The 26,797-nt window shown below is 60.9% G+C and carries 20 protein-coding genes; 13 read left to right on the forward strand and 7 right to left on the reverse strand.

The window, feature by feature from the left end; translation table 11 throughout:
• Positions 1 to 34: 34 nt before the first annotated feature.
• The 4 genes from ABGT65_RS05165 to ABGT65_RS05180 form a co-directional block, all read right to left on the reverse strand.
• The gene (locus ABGT65_RS05165) at positions 35 to 1,297 is read right to left on the reverse strand and encodes a phosphoglycerate kinase (RefSeq protein WP_346700279.1); all 1,263 of its coding nucleotides are present in this window, start codon (positions 1,295 to 1,297) and stop codon (positions 35 to 37) included.
• Between the two features lie 167 nt (positions 1,298 to 1,464).
• Positions 1,465 to 2,787, reverse strand: coding sequence for an ABC transporter permease (locus tag ABGT65_RS05170; RefSeq protein WP_346700281.1), 1,323 nt, complete (start codon positions 2,785 to 2,787; stop codon positions 1,465 to 1,467).
• Between the two features lie 14 nt (positions 2,788 to 2,801).
• Entirely contained in the window at positions 2,802 to 3,035 is a 234-nt protein-coding gene (locus ABGT65_RS05175; RefSeq protein ID WP_346700283.1) for a hypothetical protein, read from the reverse strand.
• Positions 3,036 to 3,046: 11 nt separating this feature from the next.
• Entirely contained in the window at positions 3,047 to 3,970 is a 924-nt protein-coding gene (locus ABGT65_RS05180) for an ABC transporter ATP-binding protein (protein ID WP_346700285.1), read from the reverse strand.
• 196 nt (positions 3,971 to 4,166) lie between these two features.
• On the opposite strand from ABGT65_RS05180, the gene ABGT65_RS05185 reads away from it, so the two are divergent.
• The 3 genes from ABGT65_RS05185 (at position 4,167) to ABGT65_RS05195 (ending at position 8,487) form a co-directional block, all read left to right on the forward strand.
• Positions 4,167 to 6,677, forward strand: a complete 2,511-nt coding sequence (locus tag ABGT65_RS05185; protein ID WP_346700287.1) for an ATP-binding protein — start codon at positions 4,167 to 4,169, stop codon at positions 6,675 to 6,677.
• A gap of 4 nt (positions 6,678 to 6,681) precedes the next feature.
• Complete coding sequence (locus ABGT65_RS05190; protein WP_346700288.1) at positions 6,682 to 8,031, forward strand: sigma-54 dependent transcriptional regulator; 1,350 nt, start codon at positions 6,682 to 6,684, stop codon at positions 8,029 to 8,031.
• A gap of 237 nt (positions 8,032 to 8,268) precedes the next feature.
• Positions 8,269 to 8,487, forward strand: a complete 219-nt coding sequence (locus ABGT65_RS05195) for a hypothetical protein (RefSeq protein WP_346700290.1) — start codon at positions 8,269 to 8,271, stop codon at positions 8,485 to 8,487.
• Between the two features lie 224 nt (positions 8,488 to 8,711).
• On the opposite strand, the gene ABGT65_RS05200 is transcribed toward ABGT65_RS05195, so the two are convergent.
• Positions 8,712 to 9,239 carry an RNA polymerase sigma-70 factor gene (locus ABGT65_RS05200; RefSeq protein WP_346700291.1) on the reverse strand — a complete coding sequence of 176 codons (528 nt, stop codon included), beginning with the start codon at positions 9,237 to 9,239 and terminating at the stop codon, positions 8,712 to 8,714.
• A 307-nt stretch (positions 9,240 to 9,546) separates the two neighbouring features.
• Here ABGT65_RS05200 and ABGT65_RS05205 point away from each other — a divergent pair, with 307 nt between their 5' ends.
• From ABGT65_RS05205 to ABGT65_RS05235, 7 genes are all read left to right on the forward strand, one after another.
• Positions 9,547 to 10,659, forward strand: coding sequence for a FecR domain-containing protein (locus ABGT65_RS05205; protein WP_346700293.1), 1,113 nt, complete (start codon positions 9,547 to 9,549; stop codon positions 10,657 to 10,659).
• Between the two features lie 93 nt (positions 10,660 to 10,752).
• Positions 10,753 to 14,094 (forward strand): SusC/RagA family TonB-linked outer membrane protein, encoded by a 3,342-nt coding sequence (locus ABGT65_RS05210; protein WP_346700295.1) that lies wholly within the window; start codon positions 10,753 to 10,755, stop codon positions 14,092 to 14,094.
• 12 nt (positions 14,095 to 14,106) lie between these two features.
• Positions 14,107 to 15,561: a RagB/SusD family nutrient uptake outer membrane protein gene (locus ABGT65_RS05215; RefSeq protein ID WP_346700297.1), complete on the forward strand. Its 1,455-nt coding sequence runs from the start codon at positions 14,107 to 14,109 to the stop codon at positions 15,559 to 15,561.
• A 12-nt stretch (positions 15,562 to 15,573) separates the two neighbouring features.
• Positions 15,574 to 16,302, forward strand: a complete 729-nt coding sequence (locus ABGT65_RS05220) for a DUF4843 domain-containing protein (RefSeq protein ID WP_346700299.1) — start codon at positions 15,574 to 15,576, stop codon at positions 16,300 to 16,302.
• Between the two features lie 48 nt (positions 16,303 to 16,350).
• Positions 16,351 to 17,913, forward strand: a complete 1,563-nt coding sequence (locus ABGT65_RS05225) for a PKD-like family lipoprotein (RefSeq protein WP_346700300.1) — start codon at positions 16,351 to 16,353, stop codon at positions 17,911 to 17,913.
• 24 nt (positions 17,914 to 17,937) lie between these two features.
• Complete coding sequence (locus ABGT65_RS05230) at positions 17,938 to 19,017, forward strand: TlpA disulfide reductase family protein (RefSeq protein WP_346700302.1); 1,080 nt, start codon at positions 17,938 to 17,940, stop codon at positions 19,015 to 19,017.
• Entirely contained in the window at positions 18,993 to 21,080 is a 2,088-nt protein-coding gene (locus ABGT65_RS05235) for a S46 family peptidase (RefSeq protein ID WP_346700304.1), read from the forward strand. The genes ABGT65_RS05230 and ABGT65_RS05235 overlap by 25 nt, the downstream gene beginning before the upstream one ends.
• Before the next feature lie 62 nt (positions 21,081 to 21,142).
• Here ABGT65_RS05235 and ABGT65_RS05240 read toward each other — a convergent pair whose 3' ends face one another.
• The gene (locus ABGT65_RS05240) at positions 21,143 to 22,159 is read right to left on the reverse strand and encodes a GNAT family N-acetyltransferase (protein ID WP_346700305.1); all 1,017 of its coding nucleotides are present in this window, start codon (positions 22,157 to 22,159) and stop codon (positions 21,143 to 21,145) included.
• A gap of 22 nt (positions 22,160 to 22,181) precedes the next feature.
• A complete protein-coding gene (locus ABGT65_RS05245; protein WP_346700307.1) occupies positions 22,182 to 23,015 on the reverse strand; it encodes an acyltransferase in 834 nt (277 codons plus the stop codon).
• A 93-nt stretch (positions 23,016 to 23,108) separates the two neighbouring features.
• Between ABGT65_RS05245 and rsmH the strand changes: the two genes are divergently transcribed.
• The 3 genes from rsmH to ABGT65_RS05260 are packed head-to-tail and all read left to right on the forward strand — an operon-like array spanning position 23,109 to position 26,796.
• Complete coding sequence (gene rsmH, locus ABGT65_RS05250; RefSeq protein ID WP_346703058.1) at positions 23,109 to 24,011, forward strand: 16S rRNA (cytosine(1402)-N(4))-methyltransferase RsmH; 903 nt, start codon at positions 23,109 to 23,111, stop codon at positions 24,009 to 24,011.
• 4 nt (positions 24,012 to 24,015) lie between these two features.
• Positions 24,016 to 24,531: a hypothetical protein gene (locus tag ABGT65_RS05255; protein ID WP_346700309.1), complete on the forward strand. Its 516-nt coding sequence runs from the start codon at positions 24,016 to 24,018 to the stop codon at positions 24,529 to 24,531.
• Positions 24,532 to 24,537: 6 nt separating this feature from the next.
• Positions 24,538 to 26,796 (forward strand): penicillin-binding transpeptidase domain-containing protein, encoded by a 2,259-nt coding sequence (locus ABGT65_RS05260; RefSeq protein ID WP_346700311.1) that lies wholly within the window; start codon positions 24,538 to 24,540, stop codon positions 26,794 to 26,796.
• The last annotated feature ends 1 nt before the right edge of the window (position 26,797 follow it).

Genomic DNA, 26,797 nt, shown 5'->3' on the forward strand with positions numbered 1-26,797 from the left:
TTCGGGATAATTGCTTGTTCCGATTCCGGGCCTCCTATTCGCGGATGGCCTCTACGCCGGGCAGCGTGCCGAACTCGATATATTCGAGCAGGGCGCCGCCGCCGGTCGAGATGTAGGATACCTGGTCGGCCAGTCCGAACTTGTTGATGCAGGCCACCGAGTCGCCGCCGCCGATGAGCGAGTAGGCGCCCTTCTTCGTGGCCTCGGCGATGGCCAGCGCCACCTCCTTCGAGCCGGTTGCGAACTTGTCGATCTCGAAGACGCCTACCGGGCCGTTCCACAGGATCGTCTTGCAGCCGAGGATGTGCTCGCGGAAGATCTTCTTGCCCTCATCGGCGATGTCGACACCCTCCCAGTTGTCGGGGATGTTGTCGGCCGGAGCCGTCGAGGTGTTGGCGTCGGCCGAGAAGGCGTCGGCGATCAGCGCGTCGGGCGACATCACCAGCTGAACACCCTTCTGCTTGGCCAGTTCGAGGATCTCCAGGGCTACGGGGAACATGTCGGGCTCGCAGATCGAGTTGCCGACCTTGCCGCCCTGGGCTGCGGCAAAGGTGTAGGTCATGCCGCCGCCGATGACGATCGAATCGACCTTCTCGATCAGGGCCTTGATCACGCCGATCTTCGTCGAGACCTTCGAGCCGCCGATGATGGCGCAGAACGGGTGCTGCGGGGCCTCCATGAGCGACGAGATCGCCTTGACCTCCTTCTCCATCAGGTAGCCGAACATCTTGTCGTTGGGGAAGTGCTTGGCGATCAGATAGGTTGAAGCGTGCTTGCGGTGAGCCGTGCCGAAGGCGTCGTTGATGTAGCAGTCGGCATACGAAGCGAGTTTCTTGACGAACTCCTTCTGCGGACCCTCCTTCAGGGCCTTTTTGGCGGCATCCTTCTCCTCCTTGGTGGCGTCCTCGGCCAGACCGCGGGGTTTGCCCTCCTCCTCGGCGTAGAAACGCAGGTTTTCGAGCAGCAGCACTTCGCCCGGCTTGAGGGCCTTGGCCATTTCGGCAGCCTTCTCGCCCATGCAGTCACCGGCGAAGAGGACCTTCGTGCCGAGGTTCTTCTCGATGGCCGGGATGATCTGCTCAAGCGAGTATTTCGGATCGGGGTTCTTCTTCGGACGGCCCATGTGCGACATGAGGATCACCGAACCGCCCTCGGAGAGCACCTTCTTGACGGTGGGCATGGCGGCGCGGATGCGCGTGTCGTCGGTTACTTCGCCCTTCTCGTTCAGGGGCACGTTGAAATCCACGCGGATGATCGCGCGTTTGCCTTTGAAATCGTAGTTGTCGATCGAAATCATAGCTCTTTGAGATTTAAGTATTTTGTAGAAATTTTTTCCGTGAATCCCGTATCGGCGACAAAGTTACGAAAAATTTTCAGTAAATCTGTTATTCCGATAACAGAAAAAACAAACGCCCGGTAAAAACAAATCTTCCGGAGCGGCAAATCCGCCCCGGAAGACCGGTGTCAATATTTGTACCGCACCCACTTGAAGAGCTCCTTCAGGGTGGGTTTCTTGCCGTACATGAAGATGCCCACGCGGTAGATCTTGGCCGCGAACCAGACCATCGCCACGAACGAGCCGTAGAGCACCGCGAGCGAGAGGAGGATCTCCCACAGCGGGATGTCGTAGGGGATGCGGGCCATCATCACCACGGGCGACGTGAAGGGGATGATCGAGAACCAGAAGGCCATCGGGGAGTTGGGGTCCTTGATGACGGCCAGCATCATCAGCAGGGCGAGGATGATCGGCAGCGTGATGGGCATCTGCAGCTGCGAGGCGTCCTGAATGTTGTCGACTGCCGAACCCACGGCGGCGAACATCGCCGAATAGAGCAGGTAGCCCCCGAAGACGAACAGCAGCAGACAGCCGAAGATCTTGAGGATGTAACCCAGGTCGGTCATGGCGGCCAGGGCCTGCATCGCCTCGGGGTCCATGCCGCTCATCGCGGCGGCGTCGGGAACGCCCTGCTGCATGGCCTGGACACCGGCCATCGCCTCGGCGGGCATCAGGTGGGGCAGCACGAAGCCCCCTGCGGCGACGATCAGCACGCCCCAGATGAGGATCTGCACCACGGCGACGGCCGCCACGCCGAGGATCTTCCCGAGCATCAGGTCGAAGGGCCTCACGGACGAGACCATCACCTCCAGGACGCGGTTGTTCTTCTCCTCGATCACGGACTGCATGACCATCGAACCGTAGATCAGCAGGAACATGTAGAGGACGAACCCGAGGATGTAGCCGAGTACCGTGGCCACGGTCGACGACTGCGCCTGGGTGTCCTCCTCCTGCGACTTGTCGTTACGGAAGGTCTGCAACGTGACCGTGGTCTTCACCTCGTCGAGGATCTGCTGCAGGTTTTCGATGTCGTAGGCCTTGAGCTTCTCGGCTTCGAGCACCTTCTCGATCTGGTCCGTGATGCTGCTCTCGACGGAGAGCGACGACGACGAATTGGCGTAGAGCCGCACGTTCGAGGGGTTTTCGAGGATGTCCTGCCCGATGTAGAGTATGCCGAAGCGGTCGGTCAACTCCCTGCGGGCCTCGTCGGTCGAGAGGTCGGTGGACTCGAAACGGATCTCTTCGTCGCTTTCGAGCCGTGGGGCCACCAGCCCGCTCTCGTCGATCACGGCGATCGTCTTCTGTTCGCCGCGCGAATACTCCATGATGAGTGCCGGGGCGGCCATCAGGGCGATCATCAGGACGGGCATCAGGATCGTGCTGATGATAAAGGATTTTTTGCGCACGCGCTCGTTGAACTCGCGCTGGATAATGATGGGTATGTTGGACATGGCGTCTGTTTTTTTCAATTCTCTTTCTCTTCTGTTTTCCGGTCTCCCCGGGTGCGGAGCAGCAGCAGGATGCCGCAGCACAGCGTGATGGACGAGAGGATGAGCCGGAATGTGCTCTCCTCCGTTCTCAGGCCGTGGACCACTCCGTACATGCCGAATCCCAGACACAGGCCTGCGAGCGTCCCTGCGGCGGCTTTCGTAAGGCGTTTCGGGTTCCGTTGTCCGGTCTCTCCGTTCTGCTTTTCCATGGTGCTCCGGTCTATAACTGTCCGTTTACGGCTCTTATGAAGATGTCGTTCATCGAGGGGATGATCTCGCGGAACGAACGCAGCTCGACCGCCTCGTTCACGGCCGCGATGACGGCACGGACCTCGTCGTCGCTGGCCACGTGGAGCTTAAGGGTCCGGTAGACCGACTCTTCGGCCGCCCCTTCGAGGATCTCGCAGCGACCCGCGACGGCACGCCGCAGGGCGGCTTCGTCGCCGCGGTAGGCCACCTCGAAGATGTTGGCGCCGTGGCGGCGGCGGATGTCGTCGACACGCCCCGAAAGGATGTTCCGCGACTTGTTGATCAGCGTGATATGGTCGCAGATCTCCTCCACCGACGACATGTTGTGCGTCGAGAAGATCACCGTGGCACCCTTGTCGCGCAGGGCCAGAATCTCCTCCTTCAGGAGGTTGGCATTGATGGGATCGAATCCCGAAAAGGGTTCGTCGAAGATCAGCAGGCGCGGTTCGTGCAGCACCGTGACGATGAACTGCACCTTCTGGGCCATGCCCTTCGAGAGTTCCTCGACCTTCTTGTCCCACCAGCTCTGGATGCCGAACTTCTCGAACCACTTCTTCAGCCGCTGGGTGGCGTCGCGCCGCGAAAGCCCCTTCAGCCGGGCGAAGAAGAGGGCCTGCTCGCCGACCTTCATCTTCTTGTAGAGGCCGCGCTCTTCGGGCAGGTAGCCGATGCGGTAGACATCCTCGGGGGCGATTTCGTGGCCGTCGAAGAGCACGCGGCCGCTGTCGGGGGCCGTGATGCGGTTGATGATGCGGATCAGAGTGGTTTTCCCGGCTCCGTTGGGTCCGAGCAGCCCGTAGACCGACCCTTCGGGAATGGCGAGCGAAACGTCGTTGAGCGCCGTGTGGGCGGCATATTGTTTGGTGACGTGCTCCACCGTGAGTAAATCCTTCATGTCGAATGTTTGTTTTCGGATCGTTGCGACCGCAAATATAGAAACAAATTTTGAATATCAAAAAATATTTATCGTTTATCGATGGTAATTTGTCCCTTTCGCCCCTCTCCTCCTGGCGCTCGGGGCGACGGGGGCGGCCGGGATGACGCAGGAGGGGGGGTTGCCCGTCTGCGTAACTTTCCGTATCTTTGACGCCGTGAAGGAGTCCAAATTTGTCAAAACGAAGATCGTGGCGGGATATGTGCTGCTCGCTGTCGTGAGTATCCTGGCCATCGCCTATGTCTACCGGGCTTTGGTGCGCCTCTCGGCGCCCGACAGCGACTCCATCCTGCTCCACACCAAGCGGACGGCCGTCAACCGCACGCTTTACCACCTGTACCAGGCCGAGAGCTACGGACAGTTGATGATTGCCGGATACCTCTCCTATGAAAACCGTTATCGGAGCGAGTTGCGGACCGTGCGGGGGTGTATCGATTCGCTGCGGGCGCTCACCGTCGGTGACGACTCTTTGCAGACCATGCGCCTGGACAGCATTACGCGCCTGCTCAACGACAAGGAGCGGCGCACGATGAGCCTGCGGCAGACGATCCGCGCCGGATCGACGGCCGGACTCCTCGACAAGAGCATCCGCGAACTGATCGGTCCCCAGACAAGCATTGCGGGCGATACGGTTCCGTTCCGCCGGATCGTGCGGCAGGATACAATCGTCGAACCCCGGGGCAAACGGCGTTTTCTGCAGCGTGTGGCTGATCTGTTTGCTCCTCAGGAGGATTCCAGCATGGTGATTTCGCGCCGCGAGGTGGTCGGGCCCATGTTGCCTGTCGGAATGGTGAAGGATACCATCGAACTGGTGCTCCGGGCGCTGCAGGACAGTGTGGCGAGCAGTCGGCAGACGATTTACGACCGGGTCTGGCAGGAGGGCCTGCGGCTCAGCTACAGCAACGACCTGGTGAACATGAAGATCTACAGCCTGATTCTCGACTTCGAGGCCGAGGATACGGCGTTGCTGCTGCGGCGGATCCGCCGCAACGAGGCGATTCGCCGCAGCACGTCGCACATCCTCGGCGGCGTGACCCTCGGATCGGTGGTGCTGATGCTCTTCTTCGTGGGGATCCTCTGGCGCGACATCAACCGCGGGAACCGCTACCGCCGCGAACTGGAGCGCACCAACCGCGAGAAGGAGTCGCTGTTGGCCGCCCGCGAGCAGCTGATGCTGGCCATTACGCACGACATCAAGGCTCCGCTGGGGTCGGTGATGGGGTATATCGACCTGCTCTCGCGCCTGACCGACGACCGGCGGCAGGAACTCTACCTGCGCAACATGAAGGATTCGTCGGATCACCTGCTGGCGCTGGTCAACAGCCTGCTGGACTTCTACCGCCTGGACATCAACAAGATCGAGGTGAACTGCGTGGCATTCAATCCGGCACAGCTCTTCGAGACCATCCGGGCGGGATTCGCCGCAGCGGCGGCGGCCAAGGGGCTTGACCTGCGGTTGGAGACCGGCGGCGGGGCAACCCGGATCGTCGAGGGGGATGCCTTCCACATCCGGCAGATTGCCGACAATCTGCTCTCCAATGCGCTGAAATTCACCGATTCCGGATGGGTGAAACTCCGGGTCGACGTCGTGGGGGGCGACCTGGTCTTCTCCGTGCGCGATACGGGACGCGGAATCGGCCGTGGGGAGCGGGAGCGGATCTTCGCCGAATTTGTCCGGTTGAGTTCGGCCCGCGGGGTCGACGGCTTCGGCCTGGGGCTCTCGATCGTCGACCGGCTGGTGAAACTCCTCGACGGGAAGATCTCGCTCGAAAGCCGTCTCGGGGAGGGCAGCCGTTTCATCGTGACGCTTCCGGTCCGTGAAACCGGGGAGGTGGGAACCTTTTCCGGGAGCGCATCCGGTCCCGAATCCGCTGCGGAGGCTCCGGCAGCTCCGGCGGAGCCTGCGGCCGGGCAGCGGGAATGGCGGGTCCTGCTGGTCGATGACGATCCGCTGCAGCTGGAGATGACTGCCGCGATGTGCCGCCGGGCCGATATTGCCGCCGAGAGCTGCCCCTATCCGGAATATGTGGGAAAACTCGTCGGTGAGGGGCGTTTCGACCTGGTGCTGACTGATATACAAATGCCGACGGCCGACGGGTTCACCGTTCTGAAGACCGTGCACGAGGTCGATCCGACGCTGCCCGTGGTGGCGGTTTCGGCCCGCGGGGAACTCGATGCGGCGGATTTTCGGGGAAAAGGGTTTGCGGGATGTCTGCGCAAACCCTTCACGTCGGGCGAACTGTTGGGGGCGATCCGTGCGGCCTGCGGTGAAGGGCCGGATTCCGGAGAGCCCGGTCGTCCCGAAGGCCTCGGAGCGGCCGATGCTCCGCAGACGGACCGGGCCGATTTTTCGGCCCTGACGGCCTATGCGGGCGACGATGCCGAGGCGGCCCGAAGTATCCTGCACTCCTTTGCCGAACAGACCGCGGCCAATTGCAATGACCTTGAAAAGGCCCTCGATGCGGGAGATGAAGCCGCGGTGAAGGCACTGGCCCACAAGATGATACCGATCTTCACGATGCTCGGGGTACGGGAGGTGGCCGAAGTCCTGCGGCGGGCCGAAAACCGCGATGAAGCGGCCGTCGGAGTGCAGACCGCTGCCTTGCGGACGGTGATCGGAAAAATCCGTGCGATCGTTGCGGAAGCGGGAAAAAAGCTAACTTTGTAGTGTTATGGAACGGATTCTGATTGTAGACGATGATATTACGTTTGCGCTGATGCTGCGCACGTGGCTCTCGAAACGCGGCTTCGACGTGGAGACCGCGTCGACGGTCGCAGCTGCACGCACGGCCCTCGGCGGCGGCGGTTTTTCGTTGGTGTTGAGTGATATGCGCCTGCCCGACCAGGACGGGATCGCCCTGCTGCAGTGGATGTCGGGTGCGGGGATCGAAACCCCGGTGATCGTTATGACGAGCTATGCCGAGATTCAGAACGCGGTGCGCTGCATGAAACTCGGGGCCCGTGACTACGTGGCCAAGCCGGTGAATCCCGACGAACTGCTCAAAAAGATCCGCGAAGCGCTGGAGAAGCCCGTTGAGGCCCCTGTGGAGGCGAAAAACGCCCGGCGGGGCGCGGCGAAGGCGGCCCCGGCCCCCGCGCCGCTCGACTATATCGAAGGGCGGAGCGATGCCTCGCGCCGACTCTACGAATACATTCGACTGGTGGCTCCGACCAACATGTCGGTCCTGGTAAACGGGGCCAGCGGAACGGGCAAGGAGCATGTGGCGCAACTCATCCACCGGAACAGCAAACGGGCCGGAAAACCCTTTGTGGCGGTCGATTGCGGGGCCATTCCGCGCGAGCTGGCGGCTTCGGAGTTCTTCGGCCACGTCAAGGGTTCGTTCACCGGGGCGGTGGGCGACAAGAAGGGGGCTTTCGAGGCCGCCGACGGTGGAACGCTCTTTCTGGACGAGGTGGGCAACCTCACCTATGAAACCCAGGTCCAGTTGCTGCGGGCCCTGCAGGAGCGGCGGATCCGTCCCGTGGGCGGGAACCGCGAAATCCCGGTCGATATTCGCCTGGTGGCCGCCACGAACGAGGACCTCGAAGCCGCCATTGCCCGGGGGACCTTCCGGGCCGACCTCTACCATCGGATCAACTCCTTCTCGCTGCGGGTCCCCAGCCTGCGGGAACGGCGTGAGGACATTCCGCTCTTCGCCGACTTCTTCCTCGACCAGGCCAATCGGGAACTCGACAAACGGATCGTCGGGTTCGAGGCGAAGGCCGTCAAGGCGCTTGCGGGATACGAGTGGCCGGGGAATCTGCGGCAATTGAAGAATACGGTGATGTCGGCGACCCTGCTCGCCGCGGGGGAGTACATTACGCTCGGGGACCTTCCGCACGAAATCACCGAACCCTCGGCGTCCGGAACGTCGTTCTCGCTGCACGACCCCGTGTCGGAGGAGGAGCAGATCCGCCGGGCCCTGGCCGCTGCCGGGGGCAACAAGTCGCAGGCCGCCAAACTCCTCGGCATCGACCGCAAGACGCTCTACAACAAAATGCACCTCTACGGCATCGAGTAATCGTTCGATGCCAAAGAGGGGGGGGGCATTCGGGCCCGGAGTGTGGAATTATTCTACATTCCGGGTCTTTTTTCCACACGCTGTTTCCCGAATCCTGTTTTTGCGTTTTTTATTTATTGCACTGATATTCAGTGTATGGATGTTTTGTTTCCCGGTTTGGCACCGTACTTGAACTGCTGAGAGGCAGAACGCGGATGATACCTCGTTCCTGGAAGTTTAATGTTAAACAAGGAAGCGATGAAAAAGGCAACGGTGATGTTGGCAGCGATGATGCTGGTGTGTGGAGGTTGGGCCGTAGCTCAGGAGCCCGAAAAGCAGGAGCCTCCGAAGAAAGAGAGTCCGGTTCCTGACGAACTGCCCGCTCCGGAGGAGAAACCGGTCCCGGAGGGGCAGCCCGAACCGGCAAATCCGGATCAGACTTCCGAAGACTCCGAATTGCAACTGATTGTAAGATAACCGAAACGGGTGGGAGCAGCAGGGGTTTTCGGTGTGGAGAGTGAAATTATAAATCCTTGCTGACTTTCATCCTCAAAAGTTCATTTTTAATCTTTTAATTCTTTTATTTTATTAATCTTTTTAGTTAAACGATTGTTTGCCTGGTTCCCTGCCTTCGGGCAGGGATTTTTTGTGTCCGGACCGTTCCATGGTCCGGCTCCATCTTTGCGATACTTGCCTGCGTATCAGGAAAATAACAGCAGGACCCATATCCCGAACCGATCCTTGAGTTTCTGGATCGCAATCTTTTTCTGTTTTTTGACCGTTTCGACCGAAAGTCCGAGTTCTTCGGCAATCTGCGAGGGCTTTTTCCCGGCCAGCGTCATGCGGCAGATCTCCCGGCAGCGTTCCGGGAGTTCGTCTACCGCCTCGACCACCCGGCACCAGAGCTCATGCTCCTGGATGGCATCCTGTAACAGGTTGTCATCCTGCGCCTGGTGCTGCGAGAGCACCGCCATGCCGCTTTCGCAGACCCGGCGGTGGCGTTTGACGTTGTAGACGCCGTGGATCGTGGCGCGGTAGAGGTAGTTGCGCATTTTCAACTCGTTCTCGAAATGCACCCGGCCGTTCCACATCGCCACGAAGATGTTCTGTACAATATCCTCGGCCTCTTCCGGATCGTGCGCGTAGCGGCATGCGAAATTGACCAACGAACCGTAATAGGTTTCGAAGAGGCGGCGGTAATAGTGTTCGTATGCGAGGTGTTCGATCACGATTCCGGAGTTCCCGATGTGTCGGGTGGGGACAAAATTAGAAAAAATAATAAAGACGTTTCCTGTTTTGCCCCTGAAAAATCTGCCCAATCGCCTTTCTTCCTATTTAAATCGCTGTTTTAATGATTCTTATGTTTTTTGATCCGTTGCTTACGAATAGGCACATTTTTTATTTTTAGGGCGTTTCGAGGCCCCTTGGCCGGTCGTTTTGGCGGCGATTCCCGCCTCGGAGTGTAAAAAAAATGACGAATCGTTACCCCTTTTTCCGGACAGCGGTGTAATAATAATAAAAAGTCGGATATTTGCCATGAAAGATTACGACGACATTTCCGATCTCATCGTCCGCTTCCTGAACGGCGATGCGGATCGCCGGCAGATCGAACGCCTGGAGCAGTGGCTCGATGCCTCGGAACGAAACAGGAATATTTTCCATCGGTTGTGCCGTGACCTGGAATCCGGACACCGCTACGTGCGGGTGGATACGCAGCGCGCCCTGCGGATCGTCGAACGGCGGAATGCCCGCAACCGGCTGTCGCGGCGGATCCGCTATGCGGCGGCCGCGGCCGTCCTGCTCTTCGTGGCGGGGGCCGGTTTTCTGCTGCTGCGGGAGAATTCCGCACCGGAACCCCTTCGGGACTGGTCCGAAGTGGCTGCCGAGGTGGTACTGACCCTTCCCGACGGTTCGAGCCGTGCCATCGAGGGTGTCTTTGCCGCCGATACGCTCGGCGTGAGCCGCGACAGTTCCGGACTGCTGCGGGTCGGGACTTCGGAACCCATCCGGGAGGCGGAACCCGAATACTGCGAAATCACCGTCGGAACCGGACCCGAACAGACCCTCGAATTCAGCGACGGAACCCGCGTCTGGCTCGGCAACTACTCGCGGTTGCGCTTCCCGCTCTGTTTCGAGAGCGACCATCGTCGGGTCGAAGCCTCGGGAGAGATCTATTTCGATGTGGCTCCCGATCCCGACAGACCCTTTGTCGTCGCTTTCGAAAACGCATCGATCCGGGTGCTCGGCACCGAATTCCTCATCCAGCAGCAGCAGGGACGCTCCGTGGCGACGCTCGTCGAGGGTGAGGTCTCCTTCACGACCGCTGCCGGGCAGTCGGTCGTCATGCACCCCGGCAACCAGGCCGAGACCGCCGGAGCGGAAATCGAACTCCGTGAGGTCGACACCCGACTCTATACGGCACTGCGCGACGGATTCCTGCTCTTCGACCGCATGACGCTGGGCGAAATCGCCCGGCGCCTCGAAACCCGTTACGAATGCCGGATCCGGTTCGGCAACGAGACGGCGGCGCAGGAGATCATCTCGGCCCGCATCCAACGCTATCCGACCTTGCGGCCCATTCTCGACCTGCTGGCCAAGGTCGGCCATTTCCGATATAAAGAGGAAGGAGGTGAGATCGTCATTGAATAGGCATCGTACCACCCCCTTTCAGCCTCTGCCCGCCCCGGCGGGCCTCCGATAAGCCAAGCCTTCGGGCTCTGTACCTCAAAAAACCTCGTTGACATGAAAAAAATCTACTACAACCCATTCCGGAAGCTGCGCCTGCTCCTGACGGCCGGCTGTCTGCTGTTGACGACGCTCGTCGTGGCGCAGGATCAGCCCATCACGCTCAGTATGCCGGCCTCGCCTCTTTCGAAAATCTTCGCCGAACTGCAACAGCAGAGCGGTCTGTCGTTCGTCTACAATGCGGGCGAAATCGCCCGGGTCCCGAATCGTTCGGTGCAGGTCGTGAATGCTCCGTTGAGCAAGGTCCTCGACGAAGTGCTCCGCGGGACATCGCTGACCTACGAATTCAATGACCGTCATGTGGTCATTGTGCGGGCCCAGACCCGTTCTTCGGCGCCATCCGCTACCCCCCCCCTTCGCCCCGAGGAGCGCGAACTCACCGGTACGGTATGCGATGAAAAGGGCCTTCCGATGGCCGGTGTCACCATCGCCATCGTCGGGACCGATCGCGGTACGACCACCGATGCGCAGGGTGCCTACCGCCTTGGGGGCGTGGCCGACGGATTGACCATTGTCTACTCCTTCGTGGGTTACACCCCGCAGCGCTTCCTGCTCCATATGGAGACCACGCACGATGTCCGCCTTCAGCCTGCCGCCGTCGATGTCGAGAACATTGTCGTGACGGGTATCTTCACCCGCAAGGCCGAGAGCTTCACCGGTTCGTCGGTCACCGTTAACCGCCAGGAGCTGATGAGCCGCGGCAACCAGAACCTGATTCAGAGTCTGAAGAACATCGATCCGTCGTTCAACATGATCGACAACCTGTCGATGGGTTCCGACCCCAACAACCTCCCGACGATCGAGATGCGCGGTTCGTCGTCGTTCCCCGACCTGAAGGGGCAGTACACGCAGGATCCCAACCAGCCGCTGTTCATCCTCGACGGTTTCGAAACCACGCTCCAGAAGGTCCTCGACCTCGACATGAACCGTATCGAGAGCGTCACGCTGCTGAAGGACGCCTCGGCCAAGGCCATCTACGGTTCGAAGGCCGCCAACGGCGTGGTGGTCATCGAGACCGTGAAGCTGACGGCCGGGGAGGTCCGTGTGAACTACACCGGAAGCCTTTCGCTCGAAATCCCCGACCTGTCGAGCTACAACATGTGCAGTGCCGAGGAGAAACTCGAACTGGAGCGTCTGCTGGGCTTCTATGACGCGGATCAACCGCAGAATGACATCGACAAGAAGGACCTCTATTATAAGAACCTGGAGGCCGTGCGCAGCGGCGTGAATACCGACTGGCTCGCACAGCCCACGCGCGTCGGGGTCGGCCACAAGCACTCCGTGCGGCTGGAGGTGGGTGCCGAGGACCTGCGCGCCGGATTCGATTTCGGATACAACGACGTGCAGGGTGTAATGAAGGGCTCGTTCCGCAACACGCTCTCCGGAGGCGCCGATGTCAGCTACCGCTGGAAGAAGTTCCTCTTCCGCAACCTGATCACCCTCACGGGCACCAAGTCGGAGGATTCGCCCTACGGCTCCTTCTCGGACTACGTGGCGCTGAACCCCTACTGGCGCATCCGCGACGACAACGGCAACCTGCTCGAAGAGCTGGGCTACGGACCGGTTACCTCGTCGATGGTCTACAACCCGATGACCGACGCCTCGAACGGAACATGTTACGGCTCGAACTACTTCGACGTGACGAACAACACCTATCTCGAATACCAGTTCAATGACCGCCTGAAGGTCGTCGGGCGCTTCTCCTTCACGCAGCAGACTACCGGAACGGAGGAGTTCCTGCCCGCCTCGCACTCGTCGTTCCGGAATATCCTCGCCTCGTCGACCGACGAATACCTCAAACGCGGCTCCTACACCTCGGGGCACGGGAAGTACGCCTCGGTGAGCGGCGACCTGAACCTGCAGTACAACCAGACCTGGGGACGCCATGCGCTCTTTGCCAATGCCGGAGTGAACATCGAGCAGAACAAGAGTGAAAACTACATCTATTCGGCCGTGGGATTCCCCAATGCGCAGATGGACAACATCATATTCGCCAAGCAGTATGCCGAGAACAGCACGCCTACGGGCAGCGAGTCGCTCAACAGGGCCGTCGGTGCGCTCTTCTCGGGCAACTACTCCTACGACAACCGCTACCTGGCCGACATGACCCTGCGCGGGAATGCCTCCTCGCAGTTCGGGGCGAACAGCCGCTGGGGTCTCTTCTGGTCGGCGGGCCTGGGATGGAATATCCACAACGAACCCTTCCTGCGCGACGTGCGGTGGCTCCGGCAGCTCAAGATCCGCGGGTCGGTCGGTACGACGGGTTCGCAGTCCTTCAACTCCTACCAGGCACAGCTGCTCTACAACTACTACACCGACCGCAACTACCAGGGCATGTCGGGCGTCTACCTCGAAGCCCTGGCCAACGAGGACCTGAAGTGGCAGCAGAAGTTCGATGCCAACATCGGCTTCGACATGGACCTCTGGGGGCGTCTGAAACTGCGCTTCGACTACTACCGGGCCGTGACCAAGGACTTCCTGACCGATATCAACATCCCGCCCTCGCTCGGCTTTACGACCTACAAGGCCAATCTGGGCGAGATCCTCAACCAGGGTATCGAGTTCAACCTCAGCGCCAATGTCTTCTCGCGCCCCGAGGACCGCACCTCGCTCATTTTCTTCGTCAACGGTACGCACAATACCAACAGGATCCGCCGGATCTCCAACTCGCTGCGTTCGGTGAACGCCGAGCAGGACGAATTGTCGAAAACCGACAACCGCCCGCTGGTCCGCTTCGAGGAGGGTGAGTCGCTGAGTGCCATCTGGGCGGTCCGTTCGCTGGGGATCGATCCGGCGTCGGGCCAGGAGATCTTCCTGACGCGCGACGGGCAGATGACCGACACGTGGGACGTGGCCGACAAGGTCATCTGCGGCGATACCGAGGACAAGATGCGCGGTTTGTTCGGATTCAACCTCGAATACAAGGGTCTCTCCGTGGCGGTGTCGTGCAGCTACCGCTGGGGCGCCCAGATCTACAACACGACGCTCATCGACAAGGTCGAGAACGCCCAGATGAACGGCAATGTCGACCGACGGGCCTACTACGCCACCTGGAAGCAGCCGGGCGACCACGTGCTGTTCCGCAACGTCGGCGACTGGCAGCAGCCTACGCTGGCCACCTCGCGTTTCGTACAGGACTACAACCGGCTGGACATCTCCTCGATCTCGATCGGCTATGACTTCTACCGTTGGAAATTCCTCAAGAAACTCCGTATCGAGCGGCTGCAGCTCTTCGTGAACATGAACGACGTGGCTTCGTTTTCGAGCGTGAAGATTGAGCGCGGAACTACCTATCCGTTCGCCCGCACGGGCTCCTGCACCCTGATCGTTAATTTCTAAACCCTCCGCACCATGAAAAAAGCATTTTCATACGCAATATTGCTGCTGGCAACCCTCCTGTTTGCGGGTTGCGAAGAGTGGCTCGACGTCCGCCTCAAGAGCAAGGTGAAATCCGATGATCTGCTCTCCTCGGAGCAGGGCTTCGAAGATGCGCTGGTGGGTGTCTACTCGAAACTCATCGGCGAAGAGCTCTACGGGCGCCAGTTGACCTACGGATTTTTCGAAACACTCGTGGGAAACTACGATTTGAACGCTTCGAACAGTACGGTCTATGCCGATGTGGCCAAGGGAAGCCTTTCCGCAACCAATGTCCGCAGCGTGACGGACGGATTCTGGAACGGCCTCTACAATGCGATCGCCAATCTGAATAACATCCTCGATCAGATCGACGGGCACCGGAACCTCTTTTCCGGAAACCGCTATGCCCTCATCAAGGGGGAAGCGCTCGGCCTGCGGGCCTTCCTGCACCTGGAGCTCTTCAAGATCTTCGGTGATTTTTCCGATCTCGACGCTGCGGCCATCCCCTATGTGGCGACGCTGACGAAGAATCCCGTTCCCGATTCGTCGGGCCGCGAGGTGATCGCCCGTGCCATCGAGGATCTGGAGCAGGCCGAGGCGTTGCTTCGTGATGCCGATCCGGTTTGCGAGGGGACCTTCTCGGTGGAGGGTGACGTCTTTCTCGGCGACCGCCATCTGCGCATGAACTATTATGCCGTGCGGGCTCTCCAGGCTCGGGCGCTGCTCTGGAGCGGCGACAAGCAGACGGCCTACACCGCCGCAACGCAGCTTATCGCCGACTGCTCGGAGACCTTCCCGTGGATCGCGTCGGAGAACCTCTCCGGCACCGACGAACGGCAGTGCGACTACTCCTTCTCGACCGAACATCTCTTTGCACTCAATGTTTTCAATCTGGAAAACCTCTATGAAAATTGGCTCTCGGAGAATGCCGTAGCCGTTCAGGTCCTGAGCAAGGGCAGCTACTTCTTTGAACAGTGGTACGAGGCCGGCAATGTCGGGGCTACGGACTACCGCAAACTGTACATTACCGAGAAGGTGACGATCGGGTATTCGCAGAACTACATCGTCAAGCGCTTCTACCAGCCCGAAGGATACAACAGCGACTATGCGGCCCGTATTCCGCTGTTCCGGCTTTCGGAGCTCTACTACATCGCCGCCGAATGCATGGTCGGAACCGATAACGGCGAAGCCTGCTCGCTGCTGAATACTGTCCGTCAGCACCGTGGCATTACGGTGGATCTCGATGCCGGGAGTCTCGACGATGCGGGGGTGATGAGCGCCCTGCGCAACGAATACCTCAAGGAGTTCTGGGGTGAGGGGCACTTCTACTTCCTCTGCAAACGCCACACCTGGATCCCAGACGGGACGATGTACCGTTATCTGTCATATTCGTTGTCCAGTGTCTTTGCCATCGAGCGGCCCGATCTGGAGACCGAGTATAACCAATAATCCCATATGACTATGAAAAAGAGCGCTTTATATCTTTTGGGAACAGGCCTGCTGGCTGTAGCCGTTGCCGGATGCTCCGAGAAAGACATCATGATCTACGAGGACGAGACGCCGGCCGTCTATTTCGAGATGCTGGCCGCCGACGGAACGAGTTTGCGCGATTCGCTGGTCTTCTCGTTCCCCATCACCGAAGAGCCCACGCACCAACTCGATCTGCGGGTCCGGATCATCGGATTTGCCGCCGATCGGGAGCGTACGATCAATGTGGGGGTCAATGCCGCCGAGAGTACGGCCGAGGCGGGAACCCATTATGACCTGCCCGGATCGGTGACGATCCCGGCCGGAGCCTATGAGACGACGATCCCCGTCACGCTCCGCCGTGAAGGTCTCAAGGACAAGGAGGTCCGCCTGGTTGTGGCCCTGCAGCCCAATGCGGATTTTTCGCTGGGATTTACCCGCGGGCACGAGGCCATTCTGCGCTGGGGCGACAAGTACATCAAGCCCGACAACTGGGACTCGACCGTCTACAGGACCTGTTGGGGTGAATTTACCGAGAAGAAGTACAGCATCATCCTCTCTGTTTGCGGGATCGAGGAGCTGCCGCTTCCGTCGGACATCTCCACGTTGGGTTATTACAACCGCAAGGTCCGGGAGTATCTCTCCGAAAATCCGCAATACGAGCCCGACGGAACGCCGATCTCGATTCCGGTATACAACGGTGGCTCGGGCGGTCTGGGTTGATTCTTGCGTCGAAAATCACGAAAACGTAACATGAAAAAAGAGCTGACAATGATACGCAAATATATCTGGTATATCTGGCTGGCAGCCGCAGCCGTTATGTTGTCCCTGTCGGGCTGTGTGAAGGACAACGGAAATTACGATTATCGCACACTCACGCCGATCGAAATCGACATGGGGTTGAACTCCTCGACGGTGGTGGCCCGCCAGTTGGAGCGACTGAAGATCGAACCGAAGGTCAGTCAGGGCGGAAGCGACGAGAATCTGACCTACCGCTGGCAGCTTAAGGACAACTTGTGGGTTCCGGATCCCGCATTGGGCTATTTCATCGATTCGCTGCTCTCCACCGACCGGGTGCTCGACATCACGGTGGACCTTCCGGCCCGGGACTACCATCTGATCCTCTACGTCACGGACCGTACGAACGGAGTGACGGTGAACGAAAAACTCAGCCTGCGGGTCGAGACCATCGCGCCTCAGGGGCTGATGGTGCTGCACGAGGATCGTGAGGGCAAGGGCGATGTGAGCATGGTGATGAATCCCGAGGTCAATGCCGGCATCGAGGGTTATTCCGATGACTACGTGACGCACGCCATCTTTTCGGGGAACAACGAAGGGCTGCATCCCGAGGAGGGTGCCATGATCGTGGCTCCGCGGAACGGAGGCAATCACATCTATCTCTTCCAGACGGGGGAAAAGGGCGGTTATCGCCTTTCGGTTGCCGATATGAAAATCGTTGGGACCTACCAGGATTGCTTCCGCGAGGGGATCGAGGATCCCGGCTTCGAGGGTTTCGCCCTGTGGAATGGCAGCAAGGAGTATCTGGTCAACAAGGGCTCGATCTACTTCAGCGACAGTAACACGTCTGGGATCTACTCGCAATACGATGTGCGCTGTTTCGGCGAACCCTATGATGCGGCACCCTATATCGGCGGCAATGTGACGGCAGGGGCCTCTTCGGGAGTGCGGTGCTGCTTCTTCGACAAGCTGAGCAATCGCTTCCTCTACATCGACTATCAGCCGACGGTAAAGGCCTTCACCAATTCGGGAACGGCCTTCGATCCGAAAGAACCGCTGGAAAACGAAACCGAGATGGTCTATGCCCAGATGGGTTATCCGAGCAACTTTTACCTTGCTCTCATGCAGCAGCCCGGGGATCCGTCCGTACGGAAGCTCTATGCCATCGACATGAATGCCAACTGGTATGATACGGGGGCCAATGCGGGGGCCGGCCTTTACGACCTGTCGGCCGCTCCGGAGATGGCTCAGGCTTCGCGGTTCGCCTTCGGGACGCGCGGCCCGGTGATCTTCTACGAAACCTCGCAGAAGATCTACCGTTGTCTCTATGAAAATGCCTCGGCGGCCGAACTCCTTCTCGACGTGTCGCAGGAGTATCCGGGTTACGAGGTCTCGCTGCTGTGGATGTTCAACGACAACCTGTCGAATGCGACGCTTTACGGCAAACTCCTCTATGTGGGGATTTGGAACCCGACGACGGGCGACGGAAAACTCCTGCAGTATGTGGTCAGCGAGACCAGCGGTGTGATCGAATCGGGCCCGAAGGTTTACGACGGGTTCGGACGGATCGTCTCGTTGGGTTACAAATGGAAATAGACACTTTTTATTGATTTTGCAGATATGGAATGGAGATTTGGAAAGCGGTCGGTTGTGGCCGCAGCGGTCGGAATGTTGTTTGCCGCGTCGTGTGCCGACACGGGTTGCCGGGTTGAGGGGCATATCGGGAGCCTGGACAAGGAGGTCCCGGTATATGTGCTTGCCAAGGTAGGTGAATACGACCGCGATACGGTCGCTTCGGCGATGGTTACGAACGGGGATTTCACCCTGCAGTTGCCCGACAGCCTGGTCGACCGGGTTTACGTATTGGTGGTGGACGGTAATCGGAGCGGAACCCAGTTCGTTTCGGAACGGGGCACGGTGCGCATCGAGGGCGATCTCGACAACTTCTATCTTGCCCGGGTTTCGGGCGGCAAGGAGAATGCCCGGATCAACCTCATGCACGACTTCAACCGCGATCTCAACAAGCGGCGTCATCAGGCCTTTGCCGCAAAGAGCGACCGAAGCGTCATGGCGGCCCTCAACGCTGAGTACGACCGTTTCCTCGATTCGATGACCTATGCCGATCCGACCTCCGTCCATGCGCTCTATACGGTGCTCGGGCCCGTCACGATGTACAAGATCGGGAAACTCGATTCGCTGCTGGCATTTTTCGCGCCCCTGGCCGGTCACCCCTATTACAACGAACTGAAGGCCCGGGCCGACATCGTGCGTTCGGTGTCGCCCGGCGCCATTGCTCCCGATTTCACGGCCCGGACGCCCGATGGCAAGACCATTCGCCTGTCGGACCTGCGGGGCAAGTATGTCCTGCTCGACTTCTGGGCTTCGTGGTGCGTGCCGTGCCGCGCCGAGACCGTGCATACCCGGAAACTCTACGAGGCGTTCCACAAGTCGGGTCTTGAGGTGCTCTCCTTCTCGCTGGACAGCAAGGCCGAAGATTGGAAACGCGCCATCGAGGAGGACGGTATGGTGTGGCTCAACGCCAGCGACCTGGTCGGCGGAAAACGCTCGCCCGTGGCTCAGGCCTACGGTATCGACGGAATTCCGGCCATCTGGCTGATCGATCCCGACGGCCGGATCATTGCCGAGGGACTGCGCGGCGAAAAACTCTATGAGCGATGCAGCGAACTGTTCGGAAAATGAGCCGGTCCCTGCTGATCCTTTCGCTGTGCCTGGCGGTGCAGAGCCTTCGGGCTGACGAAGGGATGTGGCTCCCGACGCAGTACGAGAGCCGCGAGGCCGTCATGCGGGAACTCGGGATGCAGGCCGATGCTGCGGCTTTCGAGTGTGCGACGCGCGCCGTGGTGCGCTTCGGACAGGGGTGTACGGCGTCGTTCGTCTCCGGAAAGGGATTGCTGCTGACCAACTATCACTGTGCCTATCAGGCCGTGGCGCAGCACTCCTCGCCCGAACGGAATATCGTCGAGGAGGGCTATTGGGCCGTCGGCGGGGTCCCCGAATTGCCGGTCAAGGGGCTGAGCGTGACGATCGACCGGGTCGTGCGCGACGTGACCGACGAGGTGCGGCGGATCGCCGCGGGCGGAGCATCGCTGTACGAGGCGATGCGGAAGGTCACGGCGAATTACGCCGCACGGACGCCACGTTACCGCTGGACGGTGCGCGATTACCAGGCCGCCACGCGCTTCGTGCTCTACGGCAGCGAGGTCTTCGACGACGTGCGGCTCGTGGGGGTGTTGCCCCAGAGCGTGGCGAAGTTCGGCGGAGAGACCGACAACTACATGTGGCCGCGTCACAACCCCGATTTCGCACTCTTCCGGGTCTATGCCGCGCCGGACGGAACCCCGGCACCCTATGCCGCGGAGAATGTGCCCTATGCCACCGCGGATTTCCTTCACGTCTCCCGGGAGGGGTACGATGAGGGGGATTTCGCCCTGAGCCTCGGCTATCCGATGCGGACGGCGCGGAGTGCTACCTCTTCCGAGATCTGGCGGACGAGGCATGTGATCAATGAACCGATCGTCTCCATCCGCGGGCGGATGCTCGAAGCCCTCCAGCAACGGATGCGGGCCGACCGCGCGGTGAACCTGGCCTACTACGAGGAGTTCAATGCCCAGGCCAACGAGTACAAGAACCTCCTGGGGATGAACGAGTGGATCGACCGGCAGGGCCTTGTCGCCCGCAAACGGGACTTTGAACGGCAACTGGTCGAATGGACCCGTCGGGAGGGTCGCTACCCCGGTGTGGCGCGTTACCTGACGGAACAGGTGCTTGCACAGGCCGATTCGGTGGAATCCCGGGCCGTCGGCTGCCTGCTCGAAGGCTTTCACCGCGGCAGCCGGATGCTCAACTTCGTGATGGCCTTCGGCCCCGGACTGGAGACGCTGCGGAAGGGCGGTGTGAATACCGGCATGTCGCGGAAGGATTACCTGAACAATGTCGCCTATTACTACGGGCGGATGGTCCCCGAGGTGGACCGCGAAATGACCGCTCTGGGCATGGAGCTCGTCCGGCAGCAGGTCCCGGTGGCGTTCCTGCCGTCGTTCTATGCCGACGAGGTCGATCGGTTGTACGGGGGCGATCTCCGGCGTTTTGTCGATACGCTCTATGCGCGGTCGATCTTTGCCGATTCGGCACGCATCCGCCGCTGGCTGGATGCTCCGTGGTGCTCCTACGATGAGGATCCGGCCGTGAAGGTCGAGCATTCGGTCGACGAGATGCTCCACCGCCTCCGGACTGCGGCGAAGAGCCGCAAGCCCGACCGGCAGGCGCTGCAGGATTATCAGGCGGCGCGGATCGCCTGTCTCGGCGGGGCCTATTACCCGGATGCCGACCGGACGCTGCGCTTCTCCTACGGACGGGTCCGCGGGCTGGATACGCGTGGATTCCAGACCCGCTTCTCGGAGATCGCCGCCAAGGATGACGGCGTGAATCCCGACTACCGCCGCACGGACCGCCTCCGGGAACTCGATGCGGAGTGCCGCGAAGGAGCGCTGGCCGATACGCCGCTCTGCTTCATCACCGACGGCGATGTGACGGGCGGGAATTCCGGGAGCCCGATGCTCGATGCCCGGCTGCGGCTGATCGGACTGGTCTGCGACTGCAACTGGGAGTCGATGACGCGCGACTACGGCTATGATCCCGACCTGCACCGGGTCATTACCGTCGATGTGCGGAGCATCCTGATGCTCATCGACCGTTACGGCGGGGCCGGGGAGCTCGTGGCGGAGATGACCGCGGCGCAGTGAACCTCCGGGCATTGGGATGTGATCGGGATGCGGGGGTAAGCCGCAACGAAAAAACGGAACGTTCAAGCGTTCCGTTTTTTCGTGTTTTTGGTGATGCGGCCGAGGTGTTGGAGGAGCTGTTCGCTGAACTCCTCGCGCCGGTGTTTGAGGTTGGCCCGCCACCCCTGCCAGCGCGTGTAGCGCAGCCGCTTTTCGGGGTAGATGTCCCGGATCGTCACCAGGATCCCCGTCTCCTCGACCCCTCCGAAATCGGGGTTCGAAACCGTGTCGAAAACCCGCATCGTCGGCGAAAGATTCATGTAGGCGTTGATCAGCGGCGGGATGTTCTCGTTGAACTCACGCACCTTCTGGATCAGGATCCGGTAATTCTCCATGTAGGTTTCGCCCGAGAAGAGCTCCTCGTAGTAGGGGTCGTCCAGGTCGAGCTGGATCGGATGGATCCCCTCGACCAGCCCTTCGCGGTCGGGGAAGTAGCGGCGCAGGAACCAGATCAGCGCATTGCGCGCCACGGCCTTGTAGGTGGTGTACATGGTGACCTTGCCGAAGAGGTATTTCGCCTTGGGATTCAGTACGATCAGCGCCCCAAGCCCGTCCCAGAGATTGTCCAGGGCATAGATGCTCTTCGAGTTGCCGCGGGCCTGGTAGGCGGGCTGGATGAACGAACGCCCGAGTTCGATGGTCCGGGGCAGGTATTTTTTGCGGAACCGCTCGCTGAAACGGAAGTAGTGCTCCGTGGAGAGGTGGCGCGGATAGGGCGTGGTGCAGATGATGAAGCGGTAGCCTCCGATGATCTCCCGGGCGGCGGGGTCCCAGACGATCAGCTGGTAGTATCCGTCGGGCGCGAGGTCCTCTTCATCGATGTCGACCTCGTGGCCCGTACCGCCTCCGGCGCCGCGGAAAGCCACTTCGCGCAGACGTCCGATTTCGCGCATCAGCGACGGGCACTCCAAAGCCGGGAAGATATAGATTTCGTTGCCGGCCTTGTGGGTATCGCGGACCTTGCGGGCAGGGGTGAGTTCCGCAAGCAGCAACTCCCGGTCGACGGGTTCGATGATGGGTTCCATGTCTTTCTGTTGCATGACACCGCAAAAGTACCAATAATTAGTGGTATTTTGTCGGTTCGTCGAGCGTTTTTTCCAATGAATAGACCTTTTTGCGAACCTCTTCGACCTGCTCGCGAAGGGATCCGCACGGCTGGAGCTCCGCAACGGAGATCGGATCGCCCACAACGATCCGGAAGTGGCGGCCCTTCTGGGAGAACATCTCGTCGGGGAGCCACAGCATCTCGATGTTGAACTTCACGCCCAGGGCCTTGCGCAGGTGGTAGACCCGGTAGAAGAAGTTCGACAGGCGCCCCTCGACGAAGACCGGTACGATTTTCCGTTGCGAGGCGTAGGCTTTTTTCAGAAAGCTGATTTTCCATTCGGGGTCGGTGACCCGACCATTGAAGGTGCGCGAGCAGAGCCCCGCGGGGAAGGTCAGGATCGGACGGTCGCCGAAGAACTCCTCGTCGAATTTCCGGGCATAGGCCGAGCTTTGCGAGCCGTGTTTGTTGACGGGAATCCAGAGCGGACGCAGCGGTTCGAGGTGCATCAGCAGGTCGTTGACCACCACGCGGGCGTCGCCGAAGTGTTCGATCAGCTTGTCGGCGAGCATCATGCCGTCCATGCCGCCGAAGGGGTGGTTCGAGACGAAGAGGTAACGCTCCTTCGGATCGAGGCGGTCGAGCCCCTCTGCCGAGTAGGAGACCTGCCATTCGCGGAAAGCCGCGCGGATGAACTCCTGGGGCGGCAGTGACCAGTAGTTGGCGAGGATGTGGTTGATCTCCCGTTCGTGGATCGTGCGCCGCAGCCACGTGACCACCGGACGGGGAATCCAGCGGGCCGCGCGCGGGGCTTTCTCCCTGATTACGGCACCGATATCTATTTGAGGCATGGGGTCTTCGAAAATTTAATACCACAAATATACGGATTCTTTTTCGGAAAAACACTAACTTTACACCCAAATAGACCTTTGTCGACCGCAACCATGCCGCTCTATCATACACCCGTGCTTCTGGAAGAGTCTGTGGGCCTGCTCGGTATCGTGCCGGAGGGAACCTACGCCGACCTCACGTTCGGCGGAGGCGGACATTCGCGCCGCATCCTTGCCGATCTGGGGCCCGAAGGGCGCCTCTACGCCTTCGACCAGGACCGCGATACCCGGGCGAACTGCCCCGACGATCCGCGTTTCCACTACGTCGAAAGCAACTTCCGCTTCCTGCGCGGGGCGCTGCGTTTGCGCGGGGTTACCGAGGCCGACGGCATTCTGGCCGATCTGGGGGTCTCGTCCCACCATTTCGACGCTCTCGAACGGGGCTTTTCGTTCCGCGGCGCCGCGCCGCTCGACATGCGCATGAACCAGCGCGGACGCCTCACGGCGGCCGATGTCGTGAACGGCTTTCCGGCCGAGGAGCTGACCCGCATTCTGGGCGACTGGGGCGAACTGGAGACCCCGTGGAAGGTGGCCAACTGTCTGGTGAAGGCCCGTGCGGCGGCGCCCGTGACCACGACGGCGCAGCTGGTCGAGGCGGTGAAACCCTGCACCCCGGCCAAGGATGCCGCAAAGTTCCTCACGAAACTCTTCCAGGCGCTGCGCATCGAGGTCAACGGCGAGATGGAGGCGCTGAAAATGGCCCTGGAACAGAGCTTGAAGGTGCTGAAACCCGGCGGACGGCTGGTGGTGATCTCCTACCATTCGCTCGAAGACCGCCTGGTGAAGAATTTCCTGCGCAGCGGGAACTTCTCGGGTGAGGCCGAAAAGGACTTTTTCGGGCGTTCGCTGGCCCCCTTTGAGTTGTTGACCCGCAAGGCGGTGGTGCCCTCCGCCGAGGAGCTGGCCCGCAATCCCCGCTCGCGTTCGGCGAAACTCCGGGCGGCCGTAAAACGCTGATGACATGTACCGCGATCACGAATTCGATCCCATCACCCCCGAAGAGGAGGCTCGCCGCCGTGAGGAGGCGGAGTTTGCCCGGCGTGTGCGCCGCGAGGTGCGCCGCATGGAGCGCGGGGAGGCCGATGAGGAGATTCGCGCCGACGAGGAGCGCGAAGCCGCGGAGCAGGCCGAAGCCCGGGCCCGCGAGGCCCGCGAACGGCGCCGTCGGTCGAGTACCTTCTGGCAGATCTTTTCGGGTTCGATCCTCGTGCGGAAGGGCGTCTCGCAGTATTATCCCTACCTGTTGACCATTGCCGGGACCTTCTTCCTGAGCATCGTGGTGATGTTCTGGTCCCTGCACCTCGACATGCGTTATACGCGCCTTTCGCGCGACGTGCAGAAACTCCGCGAACGTTCGATCCGCCTGCAGGAGCAGCGCTTCCAGCGGACGACACATTCGGCCATCATCGAGGAGCTCCACGCGCGCGGCATCGACCTCTACGACCCGCTCGCCCCGGGCGAAATCATCGAAAACTGACCGGCGATGAAGCAGGAACGATCGAAAGTCAAGAGCGATATTCTGTTGCGGGTGAGGTTGTTGTACGTGTTGTTCATCCTCGCGGGGGTTGTTGTGCTCGCACGTCTCGTCTGGGTGCAACTCTTCAGTTCGGAGGTGGCCTACAACGCCGACCGGCTGGCCAGCCGCATCTTCACCCGGGAGGAGATCCCGGCCCAGCGCGGCAGCATCCTGTCGCGCGACGGAGAACCCCTCGCCACATCGATTTTCCGCTATCAGGCCGCCTTCGACTTCGCATCCCCGGGGCTCGACTCGCTCGATACCTTCCGCGAACAGGCCGATTCGCTGGCCAAACTCCTGGCGGCCTTCTTCAAGGACAAGTCCGCCTCGGCCTATGCCCGGATGTTCCGTGAAGAGCACGCCCGGCGTTACCGGCTGGTGCGGCCCCGGGATACGACCTACCTGCGCTCGAAGGGGGCTATCGCCCGCTTTTTCGACCGGCTCCGGGGCGAGGAGTACATTACGCACCGCATCTACGACACGCTACGCGACCATACGCCCGTGAACATCTTTCCCCGTGAGGTGGATTATGCCGAGTGGGAGGTGCTGCGGCGCTATCCGCTGCTGAACTGGAACATGGGCATGGTCTACAACCTTGTCGAGCGTGACGAACGCATCTACCCGCAGGGCGAGCTGGCCCGGCGGACGATCGGCCTGACGGGCGACCGCGGCAACTACGGCATCGAGGAGGCCTACCGCGAAGAGCTGGCCGGGAAGCCCGGCAAGGCGCTGCGGCAAAGGATCGCCCGGGGTTTCTACGGCCGGGTGGCGGGCGGCGACCACGAGGATCCGGTCGACGGGTACGACGTGGTGACGACGCTCGACGTCGATCTGCAGGATGTCGCCGACAAGGCCCTGCGGCAGCAGCTGGAGCGCCAGAACGCCCTGTGGGGCACGACGATCGTCATGGAGGTCCGCACGGGCGAGATCCTGGCTCTGGCCAACCTCGGGCGTGATCCCGGCGGCGGTTACTCCGAACGCGAGAACTATGCCCTGAGCCGTTCGATGGAGCCGGGATCGACCTTCAAGCTGGCCACGATGCTCACGCTGCTGGACGATGCCCGGATGTCGCCCGCGACGGTCTACGATGCCCACAACGGCGATCCGGTGACGGTGGGTCCGGCGCGGAACATCCGCGACTCGCACCGCGGCGACCATGAGATCGACTTCCGGCGTGCCGTGGCCTCGTCGTCGAACGTCTACTTCGCCGAGGCGGTATGGGACCACTATGGCATTACGGGCAAAAAGTTCGATTACAGCAAGTATCTCCACGAGACGCTGCACCTGGGCGAGACCGTCGGGCTGGAGCGCCTCGGCGAGCGGAAGCCCTCGATCACGACCGACTGGAAGGTCCCTGATCCGGGGGTGATGCTCGTCAAGATGGCCTACGGATACCGCGTGCGGCTGGCGCCGATCCAGATGATCACCTTCTACAACGCCATTGCCAACGGCGGAAAGATGATCTCTCCGGTGCTGGTCCGCGAACTGCGGCGCGGCGACCGGGTGGAGGAGCGCTTCGAAAGCCGCACGATCGCCTCGTCGATCGCCTCGCGTTCGACCCTGCACGAGGTGCAGCAATGCCTGCAGGCCGTCTGTACGGAGGGTACGGCCAGCAACTTCTTCCGTGATACGACGCGCGTCAGGGTGGCGGCCAAGACCGGTACGGCGCAGATCACCTCCCCGACCGAGGGCGGACGTCCCTACCTGGGTTCGATGATCGCCTACTTCCCGGCCGATGCCCCGCGCTATACGGTGCTGACGACGATCGAGACCCGGGCCCAGCCCGGCAAGGCCTACTACGGAGGCCCGCTGGCGGGTCCCGTGGTGAAGCGCATGGTCGACTACATCTACAACCGCGGCCACGACTGGTACGGAAGGGTCGGGTCCGACGGCCCGCGCCGCTATCCGGAGCGGATCAAGGGGGGCGACATCGCCCAGATCCGCCGTGTGGCGGGGAGGTTCTCGCCCCGCACGGAGTTCGAAGACCGTACGGGCTGGGGAAGGACCCGGGTGGACAGCCTTGCCCGGGTGGTCGTTACGACCCTTCCCGACACCCCGGGCGTCATGCCCGACGTGCGCGGCATGGGGCTGAAGGATGCGCTGTTCCTGCTCGAAAGCCGCGGGCTGAAGGTCCGCTTCTCGGGGCAGGGGAGCGTTGTGCAGCAAACGATTCCCGCCGGGGCCCGCATTACGCCGGGTGCGGCGGTAACCATAACGTTGAAATGAA

Origin of the sequence: uncultured Alistipes sp. (assembly GCF_963931675.1) — a bacterium.
Taxonomy (GTDB): domain Bacteria; phylum Bacteroidota; class Bacteroidia; order Bacteroidales; family Rikenellaceae; genus Alistipes.

Excerpts from the sequence above, each read along its gene's own strand:
- ABGT65_RS05165 (WP_346700279.1), bottom strand. The coding sequence starts at position 1,297 with ATGATTTCGATCGACAACTACGATTTCAAAGGCAAACGCGCGATCATC.
- ABGT65_RS05170 (WP_346700281.1), bottom strand. The coding sequence starts at position 2,787 with ATGTCCAACATACCCATCATTATCCAGCGCGAGTTCAACGAGCGCGTG.
- ABGT65_RS05175 (WP_346700283.1), bottom strand. The coding sequence starts at position 3,035 with ATGGAAAAGCAGAACGGAGAGACCGGACAACGGAACCCGAAACGCCTT.
- ABGT65_RS05180 (WP_346700285.1), bottom strand. The coding sequence starts at position 3,970 with ATGAAGGATTTACTCACGGTGGAGCACGTCACCAAACAATATGCCGCC.
- ABGT65_RS05190 (WP_346700288.1), top strand. The coding sequence starts at position 6,682 with ATGGAACGGATTCTGATTGTAGACGATGATATTACGTTTGCGCTGATG.
- ABGT65_RS05195 (WP_346700290.1), top strand. The coding sequence starts at position 8,269 with ATGAAAAAGGCAACGGTGATGTTGGCAGCGATGATGCTGGTGTGTGGA.
- ABGT65_RS05205 (WP_346700293.1), top strand. The coding sequence starts at position 9,547 with ATGAAAGATTACGACGACATTTCCGATCTCATCGTCCGCTTCCTGAAC.
- ABGT65_RS05210 (WP_346700295.1), top strand. The coding sequence starts at position 10,753 with ATGAAAAAAATCTACTACAACCCATTCCGGAAGCTGCGCCTGCTCCTG.
- ABGT65_RS05215 (WP_346700297.1), top strand. The coding sequence starts at position 14,107 with ATGAAAAAAGCATTTTCATACGCAATATTGCTGCTGGCAACCCTCCTG.
- ABGT65_RS05220 (WP_346700299.1), top strand. The coding sequence starts at position 15,574 with ATGAAAAAGAGCGCTTTATATCTTTTGGGAACAGGCCTGCTGGCTGTA.
- ABGT65_RS05225 (WP_346700300.1), top strand. The coding sequence starts at position 16,351 with ATGATACGCAAATATATCTGGTATATCTGGCTGGCAGCCGCAGCCGTT.
- ABGT65_RS05230 (WP_346700302.1), top strand. The coding sequence starts at position 17,938 with ATGGAATGGAGATTTGGAAAGCGGTCGGTTGTGGCCGCAGCGGTCGGA.
- ABGT65_RS05235 (WP_346700304.1), top strand. The coding sequence starts at position 18,993 with ATGCAGCGAACTGTTCGGAAAATGAGCCGGTCCCTGCTGATCCTTTCG.
- ABGT65_RS05240 (WP_346700305.1), bottom strand. The coding sequence starts at position 22,159 with ATGCAACAGAAAGACATGGAACCCATCATCGAACCCGTCGACCGGGAG.
- ABGT65_RS05245 (WP_346700307.1), bottom strand. The coding sequence starts at position 23,015 with ATGCCTCAAATAGATATCGGTGCCGTAATCAGGGAGAAAGCCCCGCGC.
- rsmH (WP_346703058.1), top strand. The coding sequence starts at position 23,109 with ATGCCGCTCTATCATACACCCGTGCTTCTGGAAGAGTCTGTGGGCCTG.
- ABGT65_RS05255 (WP_346700309.1), top strand. The coding sequence starts at position 24,016 with ATGTACCGCGATCACGAATTCGATCCCATCACCCCCGAAGAGGAGGCT.
- ABGT65_RS05260 (WP_346700311.1), top strand. The coding sequence starts at position 24,538 with ATGAAGCAGGAACGATCGAAAGTCAAGAGCGATATTCTGTTGCGGGTG.